Origin of the sequence: Nostoc sp. UHCC 0302 (assembly GCF_038096175.1) — a bacterium.
GTDB lineage: Bacteria > Cyanobacteriota > Cyanobacteriia > Cyanobacteriales > Nostocaceae > UHCC-0302.
In genome coordinates, this window is record NZ_CP151099.1 from 6544678 (window position 1) to 6562720 (window position 18043).

An 18043-nucleotide genomic window follows, 5' to 3' on the forward strand; every position below is an offset into this window, starting at 1 on the left:
ATCATTATTAAAATGAAATGGTATAAAGAGGTTGCAATTTAACCTCTTTACAGAGGTTATCAGTTATGCAAATTATGTTATCTCAAGCGTATTGATCTAAATGCAACTTTTCAGATTGTTAATGCATCGGTCGGTTATGCCATTGCATCGAGTGGTTATGCCATTACATCGGTCGGTTATGCCATTGCATCGAGTGATTATGCCATTGCATCGGTCGGTTATGCCATTGCATCGAGTGATTATGCCATTGCATCGGTCGGTTATGCCATTGCATCGAGTGGTTATGCCATTGCATCGGTCGGTTATGCTATTGCATCGGTCGGTTATGCTATTGCATCGAGTGGTTATGCCATTGCATCGACCTGCATCATTAATGCATTGGCTTGCCAAAATTAATCAATTTTTTGGCATTGCTGAGTAAAGATATGAATTTGTATCACGCAGAGGCACAGAGAATAAGAGTTTGAGAGTTTTAATTTTTGACTTTCATACTCAAATTCAGCAACGCCAATTTTTTTTAGCATTAAACTATTTAGCGATCACTTTAACCCACACAACACGCTTGCTCCTCTGTGTGAGATAATTAATGTTACAAAAAACGTAACCAGATAAAGTTAAAGCGATCGCTAAACTAAACTCAAGGTATTTTGACTTCGCAAACTGTTAGTCCTTTGGCTCGTTTCACAAATTTCTCATCAAACGTATAAAGTTGGCTATAATTTTGAGCCTGAGCGAGATGAAAAGCATCTGCGAAATCTAAGCCAGCCTCATGCCATTGCAGTACTTGAGTAATTAAACTCGCATTAGTAAGATGAACATTCGCTAAACCAAAAAGCTTTTGTAATGCTGCACATATTTCTGTTGATTTAAACTTATAGGCAAATCTTAAAACCCATTCTATTTCTAAAATGACAGTATCTGGTATAAAAACATGATTATTCTGAAAAAGTTCTAAACTCTTTTGGTACTGTAACTCATTATCTTGAGTCAACAGTCGTACTACAATATTAGTATCAACTGTAATCATGCCATAATTCCTCTGCACCTTGACGGATGGCATCTTCCATATCTTCGAGAGTCTTTGGTTTACCTTGATATTTTAAACACCCTGCAACATCATCCAAACTAGTTTCAGGAAATAACTTCTTCGGCTTTAGAAGAATCCCATCACCCATTTCAATTAGTATTAATTCCTGCCCTACTTCCCAGCCATAAGCTTTCCGCAATACTTCAGGAATAATTACTTGTCCTTCATTAGACAGTTTGATAATTTCCATCTCTGTGCCTAAGCAAAAAAGAAAGTGGTTATGACGTAGATATTATAGCGATAAAGGAAAACAAGGAATAATAATTATTTCCTCGCCCCTTCATCTTTCTCTGCGTAAGATAATTACCTGTTGCAAAAAACGTAACCAAATAAAGTTAAAGCGATCGCCCCGGATAAAATGCAAATGGAGGCAAGCTCAACTCAATGCCATCCATTAAACTCACACTCACCAAAAATTTCTCATTCCAGCCACCAACCACACGAGTAAACAAATAAGAATCACCCTGTTCTTGATTTGTCTCTTGTTCTAATAAAATGCTAGTTTGGTCACTCACCCGAAGTTTTAAACGTAATGGTAAAGCATCATGCGAAGCTGTGCCTAAAACTAACAACAATGTCCATAAATGGGGGTCTGATTCAGATAGGATATGCCAAGTTACAGCATACAACCGCAGCGGAATTCCTGCTAATAATAAATCGTGGTAAGCACCCCGCGCTTGAGAGGGAATTTCTAAACCTCTGTTTTGAAGTTGCGTGATAATTGCCTGAAATTCTTCTGTAGGCGATCGCATTGCCGCCGTAGGTGTCAAACTAGGTAACAGCACCCATGAAAATTGCTGCCCTAATTCATCCAATTCATCCCATAACCAACGCCCTACATTCAGCGCCGGCTGTGTCAACAATTTGAGTAAATCCTTTAAGCTGGTTTTTATTGAAGAATTATCTGCTTGCTGCGAATTGTAAACCCAATTGAGCAACTCTAGATTAGTAAGTACAGCAATTCCTTGCTCCCAAGTCAAAACTTCCCATAGTTCACTTTCTGGTGATTGCAATTGGGGTAACAATGCGACTAATTCGCTTTGCATTGTCGATAAAAGCTGAGTTCGACTCTTGACATCTGGTAAAGTAATTACATCTGGTTCTAAACAACGCAAATATAATAACAAGCGGTCTAGATTATTCTCAAACCAGCTTAAAGGTATCTGATAATTCCAGTCTTCCTCAGCTTGTAAATTCTCTCTTACCTGGTTTTCTACGAGTTGTTGATAAGATAAGAAATTAGAAACAACTGCCGATTCTTGTTCTTCTAAAACTTCTATCAATACATAAAAATGAGGAACATATTCTGGTAAATCTACGACTATTTTAGATAAAGGCACTTCCATATCAGAGAGGCTACTAGTGGAAATTAGGCAAAGTTTAAACTCTCCCACTTGTAAATTCGCTACAGATGCGATCGCATTGGCGAGCGGTGGCTGTAAAACTGTACAATGTTCTCGATTAATAGTTAGAGAATTGTTTCGTTCTTTTAGCCATTGCTCAAAAGCAAATAGCGCTAAAGCATTAATATAAGTTTGCCACTGCCGGGATGAATTGCGGATTGTATTACTAAGTTCCACAGCCTGATTAATTTGCTCATCTGAGAGAGGAATGGCGGCTGTATCCAGAACTTCAAAATCTAGGTTTAATTGAGTAGTATTACTTGATAAGTTTCTCATATTTACTTATTAATCTTATCGATATAGCGACATATCTGGTCAGCAAAAAGACTATTTTTTGTTGTGCGAGATTTTTTATCTGCCTCTTCTACTACCATAGCGATTTGCTCATCAAGGGCAGATGCAATCTGGTGTTCTAAAATTTGAATTCGTTCTAAATTAAAGTAATTTTGTGCCAAAACGAGGACGCGATCGCGTAGAATTAACATCAGTTGCTGTTGTACATCAGCACGAAATTCTTTGAGTTTGAGTAAACGAGTTACTGCATCTTGTGCGCGTAGCCCTACCTGTTTAGCGATTGCTGTCATCGGTAGTTGTTGACAGTAAATAAGCTGGAGTGCTGCCAGGAATGTTTTAGCTTTATCCGCTTTCTTAGATTGTAGCTGTCTTATTCTTGACCCAATCACCAAAGCTAATGCTTGCTCTAAACAAACTAAGAATTGTGAACGATATAACTGCAAAAACTCTGCTTGATTGTCTTCATTTTCTTCAGAATTAGTAACTTGAGGAGCAGAAATTCCTTCTCTATCCATAGCATCTCTCGATACTGTAGGTAGAGCACCACCCCGCGCATGAATTCTGTACTGTCGTAGGCGAGAGGCAAGATTTTGCAATTGTGCCATCACAGTTTCACTCTTGAGTATCTGACCGATTTGGCTTTCTAATTTCAAAGCAATTTCTTCTAGTTGTTGAGTTGTCGGTGGAGAACACTTTCCCCTAATGCCTAAAGAACGTTGTTGTAATCGTTGTACCCGATAAATAAGATGGTAGCTTTCTAAAAGCTTTGAGAAATATTCAATCTCGCTAACAGTTAACGAGTGGAACTCCCTTAAAATTCGCTCTAGCTGTTTGGGTCGAGTATCGTTAAGAATTGCCCAATCACTTATAAGATAAACTCCTAACTCTAGCAAAAATTTATTTAACGCCGGATCTTGTTTTACCCTTGTAGTTGTCCAATTTGTGAGACTGCTTTGTGCAGAGTCAAAACTCTGCAAAACTTTTCGAGAAAGACATTGATAAGAACTTGCTGGTTGTAATCTGCCATCATCATCAAGGACATAAGGCAGTAAATCAGTGCAACTAAAACCGTGAACATTCCCAAAATTAGCTTCTAGCTGCAAGCAAACTTGCTCAATTTGCCAAGATATAAAGCAGAGTAAACAACGTTCTGCTAACAAACATCTGTCAGCAGGAGCATCCCTAGACAGTTCCAATAGCAGCCGTTGCACTTCTGTATCATTTACATCGCTTTCAACCGTATATTCTGGAAACGTATCAGCGAAAAACTCCTTAGCTGGTTTAATTTCTTTGATTTGTCGCTTACCAGCAGTATCAATTCTTACTAGCCTCCAATATCTTAATGCAGCACCCATAGGTATATCAGGTCAGTGATAATTTATCGTCAGCAAACAATTTATACAGTAATGGCTCCACGGTAATCTAGTCTGTCTATAAGTTCTTAATTCCAGACCCGCTGACTTTATGCACTTTAGTTTGGTTTAGCTGCGTACCAATCGAATCAACGATTAGAGAGAACAAGACTCACATAAAAAGATTTGTCTTGAGGTTGGGTATTAGAGTTTGGGGTTAAATTCCTGCACCGCCCATGCTGGAATCGCCTTAATGGAATATGCTCAAAAAAAGAGTTCTGGTAGCTATGTCAAACTGGAGGGTAGTGCTACAGTTATAGACCCAATTTAAGCTTGTAGCGATCGCCTCAAAATAAATGTTCAGATGCTTGGAGTTGGTGAATCACACTGTACAATCGAGATGAATAATCAAAGCTTTCAAGCGTCGTGAAATTTTTTATCGGTTGTGCTGTTTGGGCATATAAAGGTTGGGTGGGCGAACTTTATCCCCAAGGCACTCGCACTACAGACTTTCTGCATCTCTACAGCCGTCGCTTCACCACTGTAGAAGGCAATACCACCTTCTACGCTGTGCCTAATCAAGAAACTGTAACTCGATGGGCTGCGGAAACACCATCAGGATTTGAATTTTGCTTGAAATTACCGCGAGATATCACCCATAAAGGGTTATTAAAACCAAATATTCCGGCTGCTTTAAAATTTTTGGAAGGAATGCGCCCTTTAGGTAAGCACATTGGGCCGATTTTTGCTCAGTTACCGCCGAGTTATACACCTACATTGCTTGACGATTTGACCAACTTTTTAGAAGCTTGGCCGCGCACAGATGCACCTCTAGCATTAGAAGTTCGGCATCCCGATTGGTTCAAGGAACCCCATGCTAGAAATTTGACAGCGCTTTTAGAGCAGCTAGGCGTAGGACGGGTACTATTAGACTCGCGCCCAATCTACGCTGGAGATGATGATCCCCAGATAGAATCAGAGCGACGTAAACCTAAATTACCATTGCAATTTAGTGTTACAGCGCCTTTTAGCTTGATTAGATTTATTTCTCATCCGAATTTGTCTGTGAATCAGCCTTTTATGGAAGAGTGGGTAACACAGATTCAACAATGGTTACAGCAGGGAAAACGAATTTATTTCTTTGTTCATTGTCCAACAGAAGAGCGATCGCCTAACACAGCCCGTCACTTCCAACAGCTATTAGAACAGAGTGGTACAGCAATTCCACCTCTACCTTGGAATAACTTGGAGCATCCTCCCAATCAACTCAGTTTATGGTGAGTATACTTAACTACTAAAATTAAGCAATGTAACTTAAAATAAGAAATTACTTGCAAAATTCCTCTCACTGTCTACTCCCAATTTTCTAAACTCTTTTTTTCCTCGTACCAGCATTTGATAAGTTAGTACATAGTCTGAAATAGCAGTTATTGCAAAGAGGGGATTACGTTGAGTCAAAATCCAGATGCCATTGCCCCCCACGGTGGAGAATTAGTTAACCGTATCGCTACACCGGAACAAAGGGAAGAGTTTCTCTCAAAAGCTGACTTTTTGCCGCGAGTGCAACTTGATGAGCGAGCCGTTTCTGATGTAGAAATGATTGCGATCGGCGCTTTTAGCCCACTCACAGGTTTTATGAATCAGGAAGATTACGATCGCGTAGTCACTGAAATGCGTCTTGCTAACGGTCTTGTCTGGTCGATGCCGATTACACTTTCGGTTGCCGAAGAAGTAGCTTCTTCTCTTAAAGAAGGCGGTTTGATTCGCTTAGATAACCCTGCCGGTCGGTTTATTGGAGTTTTGCAACTCACCCAAAAGTATAACTACGACAAGACCCGCGAGGCAATCAATGTCTATCGCACTAATGATGCGAACCATCCTGGTGTGCAGGTACTTTATAATCAAGGTTCTGTACATTTGGCTGGTGATATCTGGCTTTTGCAACGCGTAACCCATCCCCAGTTTCCCAACTACCAAATTGATCCAGCTGCCTCACGGCAAATATTTCGGGAAAATGGCTGGAAAACGATTGTTGGTTTCCAAACTCGCAACCCCATTCACCGCGCTCATGAATACATCCAAAAGTGCGCCTTGGAAACAGTAGATGCTTTATTTTTGCATCCCTTAGTAGGGGCAACCAAAGACGATGATATTCCCGCCGATGTGCGGATGCGCTGTTATGAGATTTTGTTGGAACACTACTATCCCCATGATCGGGTAATTTTGGCAATTAATCCGGCAGCAATGCGTTATGCTGGGCCTCGCGAGGCAATTTTTCATGCTTTAGTCCGCAAAAACTATGGCTGTACTCACTTTATCGTTGGACGGGATCATGCGGGCGTTGGTGATTACTATGGTACTTACGATGCTCAATACATCTTTGACGAGTTTGAGCCAAGTGAATTGGGTATTGTGCCAATGAAGTTTGAACACGCTTTCTACTGCACGCGTACCAAGCAAATGGCAACGACTAAAACCAGTCCCAGCAAACCAGAAGAACGCGTTCACCTATCGGGAACAAAAGTTAGGGAAATGCTGCGCCGGGGTGAATTACCTCCACCAGAATTTTCTCGTCCAGAAGTAGCAGCAGAGTTGGCACGGGCAATGCGTATACAAGTATTGGCTTAAGCTAGATTGTTAACAAGCAAACAGTATAAACTATCGCTTTACTCTACAGACCTGAAGCCTATAAGCTGTTAGCTTATGGGCTGAGGACTGATAGTTAATTATGGAACGGCGGACGTTTTTACACAAAATTGGCTCAATACTCGCGGTATTGGGGGTAACTGAAGCTGAGTGGTTGACTTTAGGAAGTCGCTATTACCAAGCGCTGGCACAACCTAATTCGCGCAAGTTGGCATTATTAATCGGTATCAATCAATATCCAGAAAGTCCAGCCCTTAGCGGTTGTTTGACTGATGTGGAACTGCAAAAAGAACTTTTAATTCATCGCTTTGGCTTCCAAGCTTCAGATATCTTGACCTTAACTGAAGAACAAGCTAATAGAGAATTCATCGAAGCTGCTTTTTTAGATCATCTCAGTCAGCAAGCAAGACCGGGTGATTTGGTTGTCTTCCACTTTAGCGGTTACGGGACTCGCGTCAAATTACCAACATCGCTAGAAACATTGCAGAATGCTCTAGTGCCAGTCAATGAGCAAGTAAAATCACAAGACGAAAAAATAGTCAACTACCTATTAGAAGAAACCTTATTGCTGTTGTTGCGATCGCTTCCTACAGAACACGTTACAGCAGTATTGGATACCAGCTACTACACTCCTAGCACATCCCAGTTAGCAGCAACGCGAATTCGCGTCCGTCCAGAATCAACAGAAGCACAACTATCGACAGCAGAATTAGACTTTCAAAACAAAGTCAAAACTCAAAACTCAAAAGTCAGTCCTCTTATTCTTACAGCCACCTCAGACCCTAAGCAGTTAGCCAGAGAAGCTTTATTTTCTGGTTTTAGTGCTGGATTATTTACTTACGCCTTAACACAGTACTTGTGGGAATCAACCCCAGCCACAAAAATTCAATTCACTCTTTCCTACGTCGGAACTTCTCTTCATAAGTTGGGTAGCAAACAGCAGCCAGCGTTAATTAGTGAAAAGAAAAATCCCCAAGCAGTGTTACTTGCTGAGAATTTCCTCCCTGACTCTATTGTTGGTGGAGAAGGGGCAGTGACAGCAATTGAAGAGGACGGTAAAACAGCCCATCTGTGGTTAGGTGGATTACCTCCACAAGTGCTGGAATACTATGGAGTTAATTCTCGGCTGTCGCTGGTAACTGGAGAAGAGTTAGTATTGCGATCGCGCAGCGGGTTAAAAGCAAAAGCGCAAATTTCTGGTATTATCGGCGTAACTTCCTTACAAGTCGGGCAACTCGTTCAAGAAACAATCAGAGTATTACCCCGAAATGTGGGTTTAAAAATTGGTTTGGATACAGGACTCGAAAGAATTGAACGAGTAGATGCAACAAGTGCTTTAGCCGCATTTCCCCACGTGTCGAGTGTAGTAGCAGGGGAACAACCAGCCGATTACGTATTTGCTAAATTACAGCAACCTCCTGGCCGCTATGGTTTATTTACTCTGGGCAGTGAGCTAATTCCTAACACTGCTGGGGAAGTTGGGGAAGCAGTAAAATTAGCTATGCAGCGTTTAGCACCTAAATTTCAACCGCTGCTAGCAGCAAAGTTGTGGCGGCTGACAGAAAATGAAGGTTCTTCCCGGTTAGCAGTTAAAGCAACCTTAGAAATAATTAGCGGCATATCACCTCGCGCAGTCATGCAACGCGCAACACTGCGAAATCAAATTTCTGAAAATTCAACAACTAAGCCACTTAGAACTCAGAACGGGCTAAACGCCCCGCTACCGCTAACACAACTTGTGCCTATTGGTAGTCGGATGCAATATCGCGTACAAAACCAGAGCGATCGCCCACTATATTTAATCTTACTAGGATTAAAAAACAATCGGACAACAGTTGCCTTCTACCCTTGGGAAACTCCCACAGACACAAATATTTCGGATACCCAACCCCTACTTAAACAAATAGTCATCGCCCCTAACGAAACCCTCGCCTTACCAGAAAATACTGCTGGGTCTGAATGGGCAGTTTCTGGGCCAGCTTTTGAGTGTGAACATCAACTAATCTTCAGTACTGCCCCTTTCACTGAAACTCTTGCCGCCTTGAATACGGCTAAATATCCCACAGCCGACCAACGGCCGATTAGCCCATTGTTGAACTCCCTAGAAGTTGCCCAAGCTTTGCTACAAGACTTACACAACGCTAGCGCAGTCAAAACTGAAGTCAATAGCACATCTGCTGACTCTTATATTTTGGATGTGAATAATTGGGCAAGTCTTAGTTTTAGTTTTCAAGTAGTGTAAACAGGGAGTCTTGTATCTTAGTTGTGTATACGACTAAGGATTGTGAGTTTACACGTAGCAAACTTTCATGAAAATCACAAATTCGGTTGGGTTTGCGCTTTCACTCGTCTTATTATTTTTATTTGTTGATACACCTACTGCCCAACCACAGCCAACTGCTTTACTGGAATTGATGCCATTGAAGCCCTTTGCAGTGCAAGGAATATGCTAAAAGTACCTTGAAACTAACCCTCTTTTATCACTTTCGGGAGAGAATAATCTGGAATGCTTACAGCATAAGACTTTTACTAAAAAACCATGATTTCAGCCATTGTGTTAGAAAATAAACACTCAAATGCCTGTTCTATCTACAGTTCAAAATTTGGCTTTGATTTTTCTTTTCCCAGAGTAACAAAACAGGGCTAAACTTAGTTTTGGTTTCAACGAAAGTGAGAAGAGGGAGAAGCAGGAGTCACCGTGCCAATTTGGGAAAATTGTATGTTGAGGAATTGAGTGAGACTTTCTCTCTGCGTCTTCTCTGCGTTCGCGCAGCGTGTCGCAGACAGACGCTACGCGAAAGCGCCTCTGCGTGAGGCAAAAAAATATTTATCCAAGAGGTCTATTGAATTTTTGACTTTCATACTCAAATTCAGCAACGCCGATTTTTCTAGCCTATAATCTCTCCACTCTCACTTCTGCGGTTAATTTTCTATAAATACTTTTGCAGCAGTAAGCCTAACTTTTCCTTCGTCGCCACAGGTGCTTTATCCAAATTTGTCAAAATCGCATACTTCAAAGCCGAATGTGCATCACTAGGTGGCGGATTTTCACTTAAACGTCGCACAGTTTCTTGAATCACCTTTTGAGCATTAACTGCATTCCGCAGCAAATTCCCAATCACCATTTCCACCGTCACACTATGATGATCTGGATGCCAACAATCGTAATCTGTTACCAGTGCTAAGGTTGCATAGGCAATTTCTGCTTCTTTGGCTAACTTTGCCTCTGGTAAATTCGTCATCCCAATTATTGTCGCACCCCAACTGCGGTAAAGATTCGATTCCGCTTTCGTCGAGAATGCTGGCCCTTCCATGCATACATAAGTACCACCGCGATGGAGAGTGATTTCTGGTAAATTTAGAGAAGCGATCGCATCTGCCAAAACTCCAGCTAAACTTTTACAAATCGGGTCAGCAAAGGCAATGTGAGCGACTATTCCCTCTCCAAAAAATGTCGAAACCCGATTTTTTGTTCTATCAATAAATTGATCTGGAACCACCATATCCAGTGGTTTAGCCTCTTCTTTTAATGAACCAACAGCACTAGCCGAAATCAGATATTCTACGCCAACTTGCTTCATCGCATAAATATTGGCGCGAAACGGCAATTCAGAAGGTAGCAATGTGTGGTTGCGACCATGACGCGCCAAAAAAGCTACCCTTGTACCTTCCAATGTCCCCAGAATCAATGCATCAGATGGTGAGCCAAAGGGAGTCTGGACTTGTACCTCTTCCACATCTTTGAGCGCATCCATTTTATACAGACCGCTGCCACCAATAATCCCAATCCTAGCTCTAACCATGATTCTCAACCTAATTCCTTGCTGAGCCGCCTAGTTATTTTACCGAAAAGGGAGTAGTAACAGAGGTGGGAAATTAGCAACTGACAATTTTTTATTCTTCCGTAGAGCTACCATTGCTAATTTTTTACATAAATTGGTATCGTACTAATACTTAGTTGTAAACTTTACACAAAGTTTAGGTAACGAATATGCAAGCCACCAGCCCCTTAATTCAAATGTCGTTAGAGAAAGTCTTGGAGCGCATATTTGCAGTTCGCAGAATTACACGACGAGATCAGCAGCTCTTAATGTCAACATTGCTTTCTAAAGAAGGCTTAAATGAAGAAGATAGGTTGCAAATTAGTCGAGTGTTTGATGCTTTGCAAAGAGGATTGCTCAAAGTAGTAGATTAAAGATTCAACTACAAAATATAGTAGAAGTTAGAAGGAGAACAGGTTTTGTTTATGGTTGGGAAACCTCAATTCTGTAGCTAAGTTCTTAATTTTGAATTCCCCATAAGGGTTGACTCCTCAGCGATACTGTTGAGCTTGAGTATTAAACAAGTAAGCATAAGTCCCAGCCATCTGCATGAGTTCGTCATGAGTGCCACTCTCCACAATTTTGCCACCTGCCATGACATAAATGCGATCGGCCATTTTGACGGTAGATAAGCGATGGCTGATTAGGATAGCAGCTTGATTTTTGATAAGTTGACGGAACTGTTCAAATACTTCATATTCAGCTTTGGGATCCATTGCACTGGTCGGTTCATCCAGAACAATCACCTGAGAATTGCGGAGAAATGCTCGCGCCAATGCGACCTTTTGCCACTGGCCAATACTCAATTCTTCTCCTTGATCAAACAACTTACCTAACATGGTGTCATAACCTTTAGGTAACTTGCTAATAACGTCATCAGCACCAGAACGACGCGCAGCAGTAATAATACTTTCTCGCTCTGCTGGCAAATCAATATTACCTAACCAAATATTTTCTTGTGCCGTCAAGTGATACTTCGCGTAGTCTTGGAAAATCACGCTGATTTCACGGCGCAAATCTGCCATTTTATATTGACTGAGGTCAATACCATCAATAGTGATACTGCCAGAAGTGGGGTCATATAAGCGGCATAAAAGTTTAATTAAAGTAGTTTTCCCAGAGCCATTTTCCCCTACTAGCGCCACCACTTCTCCCGGTTTAATTGTCAAGTTGATATCTTTAAGTGCCTGACGGGTAGTAGTAGAGTATTGAAAATTTACATTGTTAAAAACGATGCCAGTTTGCATCGGTTGGGGTATTGGCTGTGGATTTGAAGGATCAACTAACTTAGGTTTCAGGTCAAGGAATTCGTAAAGATTAGCAAGAAATAAATTATCCTCATAAAGATTAGACACGCTAACTAACAAACTTCTAATATCGTTCTGCCCTCGTTGCAATGCTTGGTGATAAAGTACCAAATCACCTAAACGCAAAATGCCTTGGATAGCTTGATAGACAATGAAAGCATAAACAGCAAAGATAAAAAGACCTGCGATCGCTTCTGCAAAGAAATTCGCCGCAGAGCGTTTGGTGTAAATGGCTATCTTTTCTTTATATATTTGTCGTCGGATACGGAGATACCATTTACTAAAGTATTCGCCTAAATTAAATAAGCGAATTTCTTTAGCGTACTGGTCTGATGTCAGCATCCAAACTAAGTACATTGCTTGCCGTTCCGGCTGTGTGCGTTTACGCTGCCAATGATACATGACGCGACTGTATTTTAGCCGCACCAGTAGCGCTGGTAGAGCCGCCATAAATAAAACACCGATGATTCCCCAATGTAGCGACAGCAGCAAGCCTACCATCGCCACCAAGGAAATACTACTCTGGCCAACTTGTGCTAAACGATTGAGAATTTCGGGAGGTCGGTAAGGAGCTTCTTGCTGCGCTCGTTGTAAAGTATCGAAATATTGAGGATTTTCGTAGTACTCTAAGTCAGTTGCAATTGATTTAGTATTAATAATTCCTTGCATATAGTCAGTTACGCGCTGAGAGTGGGCAGTAACGACTAGTTCCGACAAAGAACTGCAAATACTACTTACAAGGGTGACAACACCAGCTAAAATAACCCAGAGTATGACATTACGAAAGGCAACTGTTTTATCAGCAACATTCAGGTTGGCAACGACTGCATCGATAATTAATTTGGTGAGATAGATTGATATTACAGGCAGTATGCCTTGGATAATTAACAATACTATGCGAGCGATCGTCCAACCAGGACTACTTTGCCATACTAAGCGTAATGCAGGCAGAAGATGTAAAGTTTGTTGGATTTTTTGTTTGATGTTTTTGCCTGCTCGCATAGTTAAAATTTCTACATTTAATGAATTTTTAATTTAAATTAGATTAAATCTAATCACATAACCTATGCTATGGCTGGTTGGATTTTATCTGCTAAATCTTTTTCTACCAAATGTGCTACATCAGGCAACAATTCTAAAGAGCGGGGTCGTTCTAAACTGTAAATAGGCAGATTGTTGATTAGACGAGTACATTGATGCAAGTGTACAGATGCATTAGCACTTCGGATAAATTTCTGACCAATTAACATCGGAATATAAGAATTAGCAATCAGTTGGGTTACTGCTGCTGGAGGTTGAAGAGGCTTGATTTGCAGAGTTGAACCTACAGAAAGTATGTAGATCCGTTTTAAAGTCAGAGGTGTACGTAAAAAGTTGTCGAAAGTGGGGCGATCGCGTTTCTCAACTTCCGGGTGAATCTTCCTCAAAGTTTCAGGATCATCCCCCAATGCTGCACTGGCTGCATCCGGCCACAGCTTGATCCGCGGAAATCCTGGAACTAATATTGGGCTGCTGGCGTTGTTAACATCTACAGCAGCTACATCATCTGCCATTAGTTTATGTCCTCGTCCATACAAGGTTGCAGCCATAGTAGACTTACCTTGCCCCGATCGCCCCAAAAAGACAGCAGCATTCCCATCGACAGCCACAGCGCTACCATGTAACACCAAAAACTGCCGCTGGTGAAGCAGCATTCCTAAGACTGCTCCTAACAACGGAAGGCGAATCACACTCTCTTCTACATCTGGTAGGGGTTCGATAATAATTTCTTTTCCAGACCGTACTAAAAATTTACCTACTACTTTCCAGTATAAATAAGCATCTTCGCCATCTATCTCAAAGTAACTCCATGATGGGGGAGGCGTAGGTAAAGACCAATTGATTTCTCCAAAGCGGATAACTACATCTGCTTCTATATGTGTTGAACTTTGTAATTCTGGTAAAGGCAAAGCAGAGCAGATGCCCAAACCATAAGCTGTGTGATTATACATTTCATCAACTCCATTCAGGGTACACGTAACAAAAATTACTGCAAATTCTTACCCCTAAAAGCTTTATTTTACAAATAGAAAATATAGAGTTTCTATAGCAAACAATATTTATGACAATATATTCTTATATTTTTGTTAAATTGATGGCTGTACTTTACTTAAAAGCAAAGAACAATTATTGTAATTTGTGTAAAGACCTCTGCTTAGTTGCGACCTAAACAGAGGTAAGTGCATCAAACGAACTGTATAGGCATTAGCCCATACACCACAATTAGCGGTAAATCATCACAGATATCTAGGTTAAAAAACTCAGATATCTTGATTTACCCATTCTTATTACAAAACTTCTAATCTAGGAAAAAGTCAAATCCTTCTTGGGAGTCTTTGCAGGAAACGCTTTATCTAAAGTATTTCCATCACCCAGACCTTGGGTCAGAGTTTCAACTTCGCCATAAACAGTAAGCTTGGGTTGAACGTAGAGCTTTTTGTTAGAAGTCATGGTTGTATCCTTTGCTGTTTGTTGATTTTTTACATTGGTTCTATTAGAACCAAAATGAGTGACTGAATGTAAAATCACATAGCCTTAGTGATAGCCAAAAATGACAATTAAAGACTGTTATTTTGTGATTTTAATTCATGCACCTGTTTAGTTATCACTAAACAGAAGTAAAGATATAAGACGAGTTGTACGGGCTTTAGCAGCCCATACATCACAATCAAAAGTAGATCATCAAAAATATCTAGGCTCAAAAAACTTAGATATCTTGATTTATCTACTTTTTATGCCAAACTCCTATTAGGAGAAAGTCAGATCATCTTTAGGAGTAGATAAGGGAAAATCCTTATCTGTAAATAGGCCAAGGCCAAAACCTTGGGTCAGAACTTCGACTTCGCCATAAACAGTCAGTTTGGGCTTTTCATAGGACTTCTTTTGATTAATCATGATTTTTCTCCTTTGCTTTTTGGGGATTTTTGGTTTATTTTCAACCTCGGCTTTATTCAGATGCTGAGGAAGCAGCTGAGTGTGAAATTACACCCTTCGGGTAATAATCAGACTCGCTGTGCTGTTGGGTGTTCTTTTTTAGGTAACAGCCAACAGGACAATGATCTGACACATCAATAAAAGTTTTCTAGTATTATCAAAACTTTTGTTGATCTCAACTCTTGTTTGCAAGTTCATTAGGTCTATGTGATGCAGCATACTGCAACCATAAAGTTAAAGAAACAGCGATCCAAATTGTGTGGACATCTTTTGCTCTCGATAAAGATTGTGAACAGATAAACCTTTGATATGTCTGCTTGAGAACATCAACATTTACATACTGTGCCATTTCTCCTAAATCATTTAGAATTAACTTGTCCAAGCGCGATCGCTCCAGGGATAACAAACCGTGGACGAGATTTGGAGAAAAATTCGCCTTACCTCGACGCCATTGCACTTCCACAGGCAAAATATCAGCCATTGCCCGACGCATCACTATCCGGTTCCACCCCAGATGCAGCTTTTGTTCAGCAGGTAAGGAGAGACAAAACTCTACCAAACGCTTGTCCCAAAAGGGGTAGCGTTGTTCAAGAGCAAAGGCTGCACAAGTCTTGTCTTGCATCTCAGCCGCAAATGATGTTAAACCTTGAGTAAGATTGCGATAGTGTCTTTCTCTCTCATCTTGGCCAAAGTTACTCTGAAGTTTTTGCCAAGCCTCATGGCGCTTCTCAAGACCTATACGCCCAACAAACTCAGGATTCAATATAGTACTCCAAGCAGGAATCTTTGCAGATTGCTTGTCTTGACGCACCTTGGAATCAGTCAATCTTTGCCAATTCTCTTGCAATAGTCTCAGGAGTGGGTATTTGGAAATTGTTGGTTTAATTCCATACTGTTTTACATAAGTCCATAGCCATCCCCAGAAATTTACACCGAAAGTTTTAGCCAGTTCTTTAACTTCTCTAGTCAAAGTGAACCAGCGACCTGCCCGTGCTAGTTCACTTAAATATCCATATCCATCTGATACGACGTTATCGCCATCAAAACCGTCGAAAATAATACGAACACCTTGCTTTTGAATAGCCTCATACAAAGCCCAGCCCATAGACCAATTCGGTGCATAAAAGGCTTCATCTTGATGCCAAAACATCTTGTCTAAGTTCTTCAACGGACTGAGTTGATCTCCATTGACATAATGCGGCTCAAGTCCACCTTGAGCAATAACTGCATTGATGTAAGGGCGTTCGTCACATTCCGTTAACTCATCAAAGACCGCCGAAAAGGTATGCAAGCGCTGCCCTCCATTTTCCGCAAGCAGTTTTCGCGCCATACAGGTAATAGAAGATGAATCTAATCCACCACTCAAATGAGAGCCAATAGGGAAAGCGCTACGCAGACGGCACTCAACTGCTTTAGTAAAAATTTCACGAAACGCTTGGGCGTATTCTTCATCAGAACCTAAACGCAATTCACGGTTAGGATCAAGAGACCAGTAGCATTGTAATTTTATTCCTTCAGTACTCACAGTCATACTGTAAGCCGGAGGCAATCGGAAGATATTTTTATAGGAGGTAATCTCTGGCTCATGAAACATTGATACCAGATAGTCACCTATCCTTACTTCATTAACTTGCTGAGGAACATCTGGGAGACAAAATATAGCTTTGATCTCGCTGGCAAAAACAAAAGTTTGCTTAGACGAGTAGTAATAAAAGGGTTTAATCCCAAAATGGTCTCTGGCACAAAACATTATTTGCTTTCGCTGATCCCAAATCGCAAAGGCAAAATCACCAAGTAGATATTCTGGGCATTGCTCACCCCATTTTTCATAAGCAGCCAATACTAGCTGGCTATCAGTTATTTTTTCTGCTGGAGAGTCATTCAACTCTAACGCATAGATAAGTTCATCCCGGTTATCTATACGAATATCCGCTGTAATGACTAAATTGCTAATGTCATTGATTAAAGGCAACTTCTCCAATAGAGATTCAGGAGTAGTCCATAACATTCGATGACCCAGACCAACAGATTCAGAACACCAGGCATCTAACCCATCTGGCCCCCTGTGGGCAAGAATATTGACCATATGCGTCAGTTGCTGATGGTCAACCAGTTTGCCATCTAGATTGTAGATGCCGATGATACCGCTCATATCTTGTTTCCTGGCAAAGATGGCAGTTGGGTAAAGCGTGGAAGCTCTTTAAGATCACCAATTACAACTTGTCCTTGACTTTCAATCCACGCATGAGCTTCTAATTTACCTTCTTGACTTTTGGCAACTCCTATACGCAGTTCTGGAGAATAACCACGGCGAGTCATTAATACTTGGCAAACTAAAGCACGAGCCAGACATTTAGCACCACTGGGCATATACCGAGTGCTGACATTAATAGCCCAAATAATTTTACTAATAGGGGCTTGGTCTAGCCTTGGGTTTGGCTGGCTAATTCTAGCTAAAAGTTGCCGTAAGGTCTGAAATGGTAGCAACCACAATCCTAATTTGACTAATCCCAACAAAATAAAGCTATTTATCAAAAGATAACGATCTTTATTAATGAGGCGTAGCAATTTAAGCAATTGCTTCATGTCTTATCTCGATCAGTCCTTTGGTTGCTAAGTCTTCAAGTAACACTAAAATGTCAGTTTCACAAGCTTGGGGATCAACTTCATACTCTGCCAATAAGGCATCCTTAATTTCTTTTACAGTCTTTGGATCTTGAATCAAATTCCAGATACTAGCTCCTACTTGATTTAATCCGTAGTAAACTCCTGAGTTGATATCGAGAATAACTGCTTCTCCTTGTAGTTCAGAGAAAATTTGATTCTTATTGACTACTACCCAAGAATGATCAGTCGATAATTGTACAGGCATTTTCAGTGTAATTATTGATGCACTTTTGTTGATTCTTAGGTTAATTTATAACATTTCCTGAACCTTCTTGCTACACGAGGATCATATCTTTATTCATTGTTTTAAATTTTGCCTAATTTTATAAAGCATCTGTAAAGAAAATAAAATAAAAAACGAGATTTTTGCGAGAAATTGCTGTTTTTCGATACTTAGGTACTCCTATACTCTATGTATTTATAGAGATATTTAACAGCTATCTAAAGTAAAAAATAAGTAGTGAGTACATAACCAATTCGATTTCTTCTATCA

At 40.6% G+C, this 18043-nt stretch carries 18 protein-coding genes; 6 read left to right on the forward strand and 12 right to left on the reverse strand.

Going from position 1 to position 18043, the window contains the following annotated elements; translation table 11 throughout:
• Window positions 1–121: 121 nt before the first annotated feature.
• Entirely contained in the window at window positions 122–421 is a 300-nt protein-coding gene (locus WKK05_RS28265) for a hypothetical protein (protein WP_341526343.1), read from the forward strand.
• A 216-nt stretch (window positions 422–637) separates the two neighbouring features.
• Here the strand turns inward: WKK05_RS28265 and WKK05_RS28270 are convergent, their stop codons facing one another.
• From WKK05_RS28270 to WKK05_RS28285, 4 genes are all read right to left on the reverse strand, one after another.
• A complete protein-coding gene (locus WKK05_RS28270; RefSeq protein ID WP_341526344.1) occupies window positions 638–1027 on the reverse strand; it encodes a type II toxin-antitoxin system VapC family toxin in 390 nt (129 codons plus the stop codon).
• Window positions 1014–1277 carry an AbrB/MazE/SpoVT family DNA-binding domain-containing protein gene (locus tag WKK05_RS28275; RefSeq protein ID WP_341526345.1) on the reverse strand — a complete coding sequence of 88 codons (264 nt, stop codon included), beginning with the start codon at window positions 1275–1277 and terminating at the stop codon, window positions 1014–1016. The genes WKK05_RS28270 and WKK05_RS28275 overlap by 14 nt, the downstream gene beginning before the upstream one ends.
• Window positions 1278–1422: 145 nt before the next feature.
• On the reverse strand, window positions 1423–2766 hold the full coding sequence (locus tag WKK05_RS28280; RefSeq protein ID WP_341526346.1) for a DUF1822 family protein: 1344 nt from the start codon (window positions 2764–2766) through the stop codon (window positions 1423–1425).
• Between the two features lie 2 nt (window positions 2767–2768).
• Window positions 2769–4139, reverse strand: a complete 1371-nt coding sequence (locus WKK05_RS28285; protein WP_341526347.1) for a hypothetical protein — start codon at window positions 4137–4139, stop codon at window positions 2769–2771.
• A 423-nt stretch (window positions 4140–4562) separates the two neighbouring features.
• On the opposite strand from WKK05_RS28285, the gene WKK05_RS28290 reads away from it, so the two are divergent.
• From WKK05_RS28290 to WKK05_RS28305, 4 genes are all read left to right on the forward strand, one after another.
• Entirely contained in the window at window positions 4563–5417 is an 855-nt protein-coding gene (locus WKK05_RS28290) for a DUF72 domain-containing protein (protein WP_341526348.1), read from the forward strand.
• 168 nt (window positions 5418–5585) lie between these two features.
• Window positions 5586–6764, forward strand: a complete 1179-nt coding sequence (gene sat, locus WKK05_RS28295) for a sulfate adenylyltransferase (RefSeq protein WP_341526349.1) — start codon at window positions 5586–5588, stop codon at window positions 6762–6764.
• Between the two features lie 100 nt (window positions 6765–6864).
• On the forward strand, window positions 6865–9024 hold the full coding sequence (locus WKK05_RS28300; RefSeq protein WP_341526350.1) for a caspase family protein: 2160 nt from the start codon (window positions 6865–6867) through the stop codon (window positions 9022–9024).
• A 67-nt stretch (window positions 9025–9091) separates the two neighbouring features.
• On the forward strand, window positions 9092–9235 hold the full coding sequence (locus WKK05_RS28305) for a hypothetical protein (protein ID WP_341526351.1): 144 nt from the start codon (window positions 9092–9094) through the stop codon (window positions 9233–9235).
• Between the two features lie 477 nt (window positions 9236–9712).
• Here the strand turns inward: WKK05_RS28305 and WKK05_RS28310 are convergent, their stop codons facing one another.
• Complete coding sequence (locus WKK05_RS28310; protein WP_341526352.1) at window positions 9713–10585, reverse strand: S-methyl-5'-thioadenosine phosphorylase; 873 nt, start codon at window positions 10583–10585, stop codon at window positions 9713–9715.
• A gap of 188 nt (window positions 10586–10773) precedes the next feature.
• Between WKK05_RS28310 and WKK05_RS28315 the strand changes: the two genes are divergently transcribed.
• Window positions 10774–10977 (forward strand): hypothetical protein, encoded by a 204-nt coding sequence (locus WKK05_RS28315; RefSeq protein ID WP_341526353.1) that lies wholly within the window; start codon window positions 10774–10776, stop codon window positions 10975–10977.
• Between the two features lie 117 nt (window positions 10978–11094).
• On the opposite strand, the gene WKK05_RS28320 is transcribed toward WKK05_RS28315, so the two are convergent.
• From WKK05_RS28320 to WKK05_RS28350, 7 genes are all read right to left on the reverse strand, one after another.
• On the reverse strand, window positions 11095–12912 hold the full coding sequence (locus WKK05_RS28320; protein WP_341526354.1) for an ABC transporter ATP-binding protein: 1818 nt from the start codon (window positions 12910–12912) through the stop codon (window positions 11095–11097).
• A 62-nt stretch (window positions 12913–12974) separates the two neighbouring features.
• Window positions 12975–13901: a serine kinase gene (locus tag WKK05_RS28325; protein ID WP_341526355.1), complete on the reverse strand. Its 927-nt coding sequence runs from the start codon at window positions 13899–13901 to the stop codon at window positions 12975–12977.
• 352 nt (window positions 13902–14253) lie between these two features.
• A complete protein-coding gene (locus tag WKK05_RS28330; protein WP_341526356.1) occupies window positions 14254–14400 on the reverse strand; it encodes a lasso RiPP family leader peptide-containing protein in 147 nt (48 codons plus the stop codon).
• 297 nt (window positions 14401–14697) lie between these two features.
• Window positions 14698–14844, reverse strand: a complete 147-nt coding sequence (locus WKK05_RS28335; RefSeq protein ID WP_341526357.1) for a lasso RiPP family leader peptide-containing protein — start codon at window positions 14842–14844, stop codon at window positions 14698–14700.
• A gap of 214 nt (window positions 14845–15058) precedes the next feature.
• Window positions 15059–17035 carry a lasso peptide isopeptide bond-forming cyclase gene (locus WKK05_RS28340; protein ID WP_341526358.1) on the reverse strand — a complete coding sequence of 659 codons (1977 nt, stop codon included), beginning with the start codon at window positions 17033–17035 and terminating at the stop codon, window positions 15059–15061.
• A complete protein-coding gene (locus WKK05_RS28345; RefSeq protein ID WP_341526359.1) occupies window positions 17032–17469 on the reverse strand; it encodes a lasso peptide biosynthesis B2 protein in 438 nt (145 codons plus the stop codon). The genes WKK05_RS28340 and WKK05_RS28345 overlap by 4 nt, the downstream gene beginning before the upstream one ends.
• Window positions 17453–17755 (reverse strand): lasso peptide biosynthesis PqqD family chaperone, encoded by a 303-nt coding sequence (locus WKK05_RS28350; RefSeq protein WP_341526360.1) that lies wholly within the window; start codon window positions 17753–17755, stop codon window positions 17453–17455. The genes WKK05_RS28345 and WKK05_RS28350 overlap by 17 nt, the downstream gene beginning before the upstream one ends.
• Between the last annotated feature and the right edge of the window lie 288 nt (window positions 17756–18043).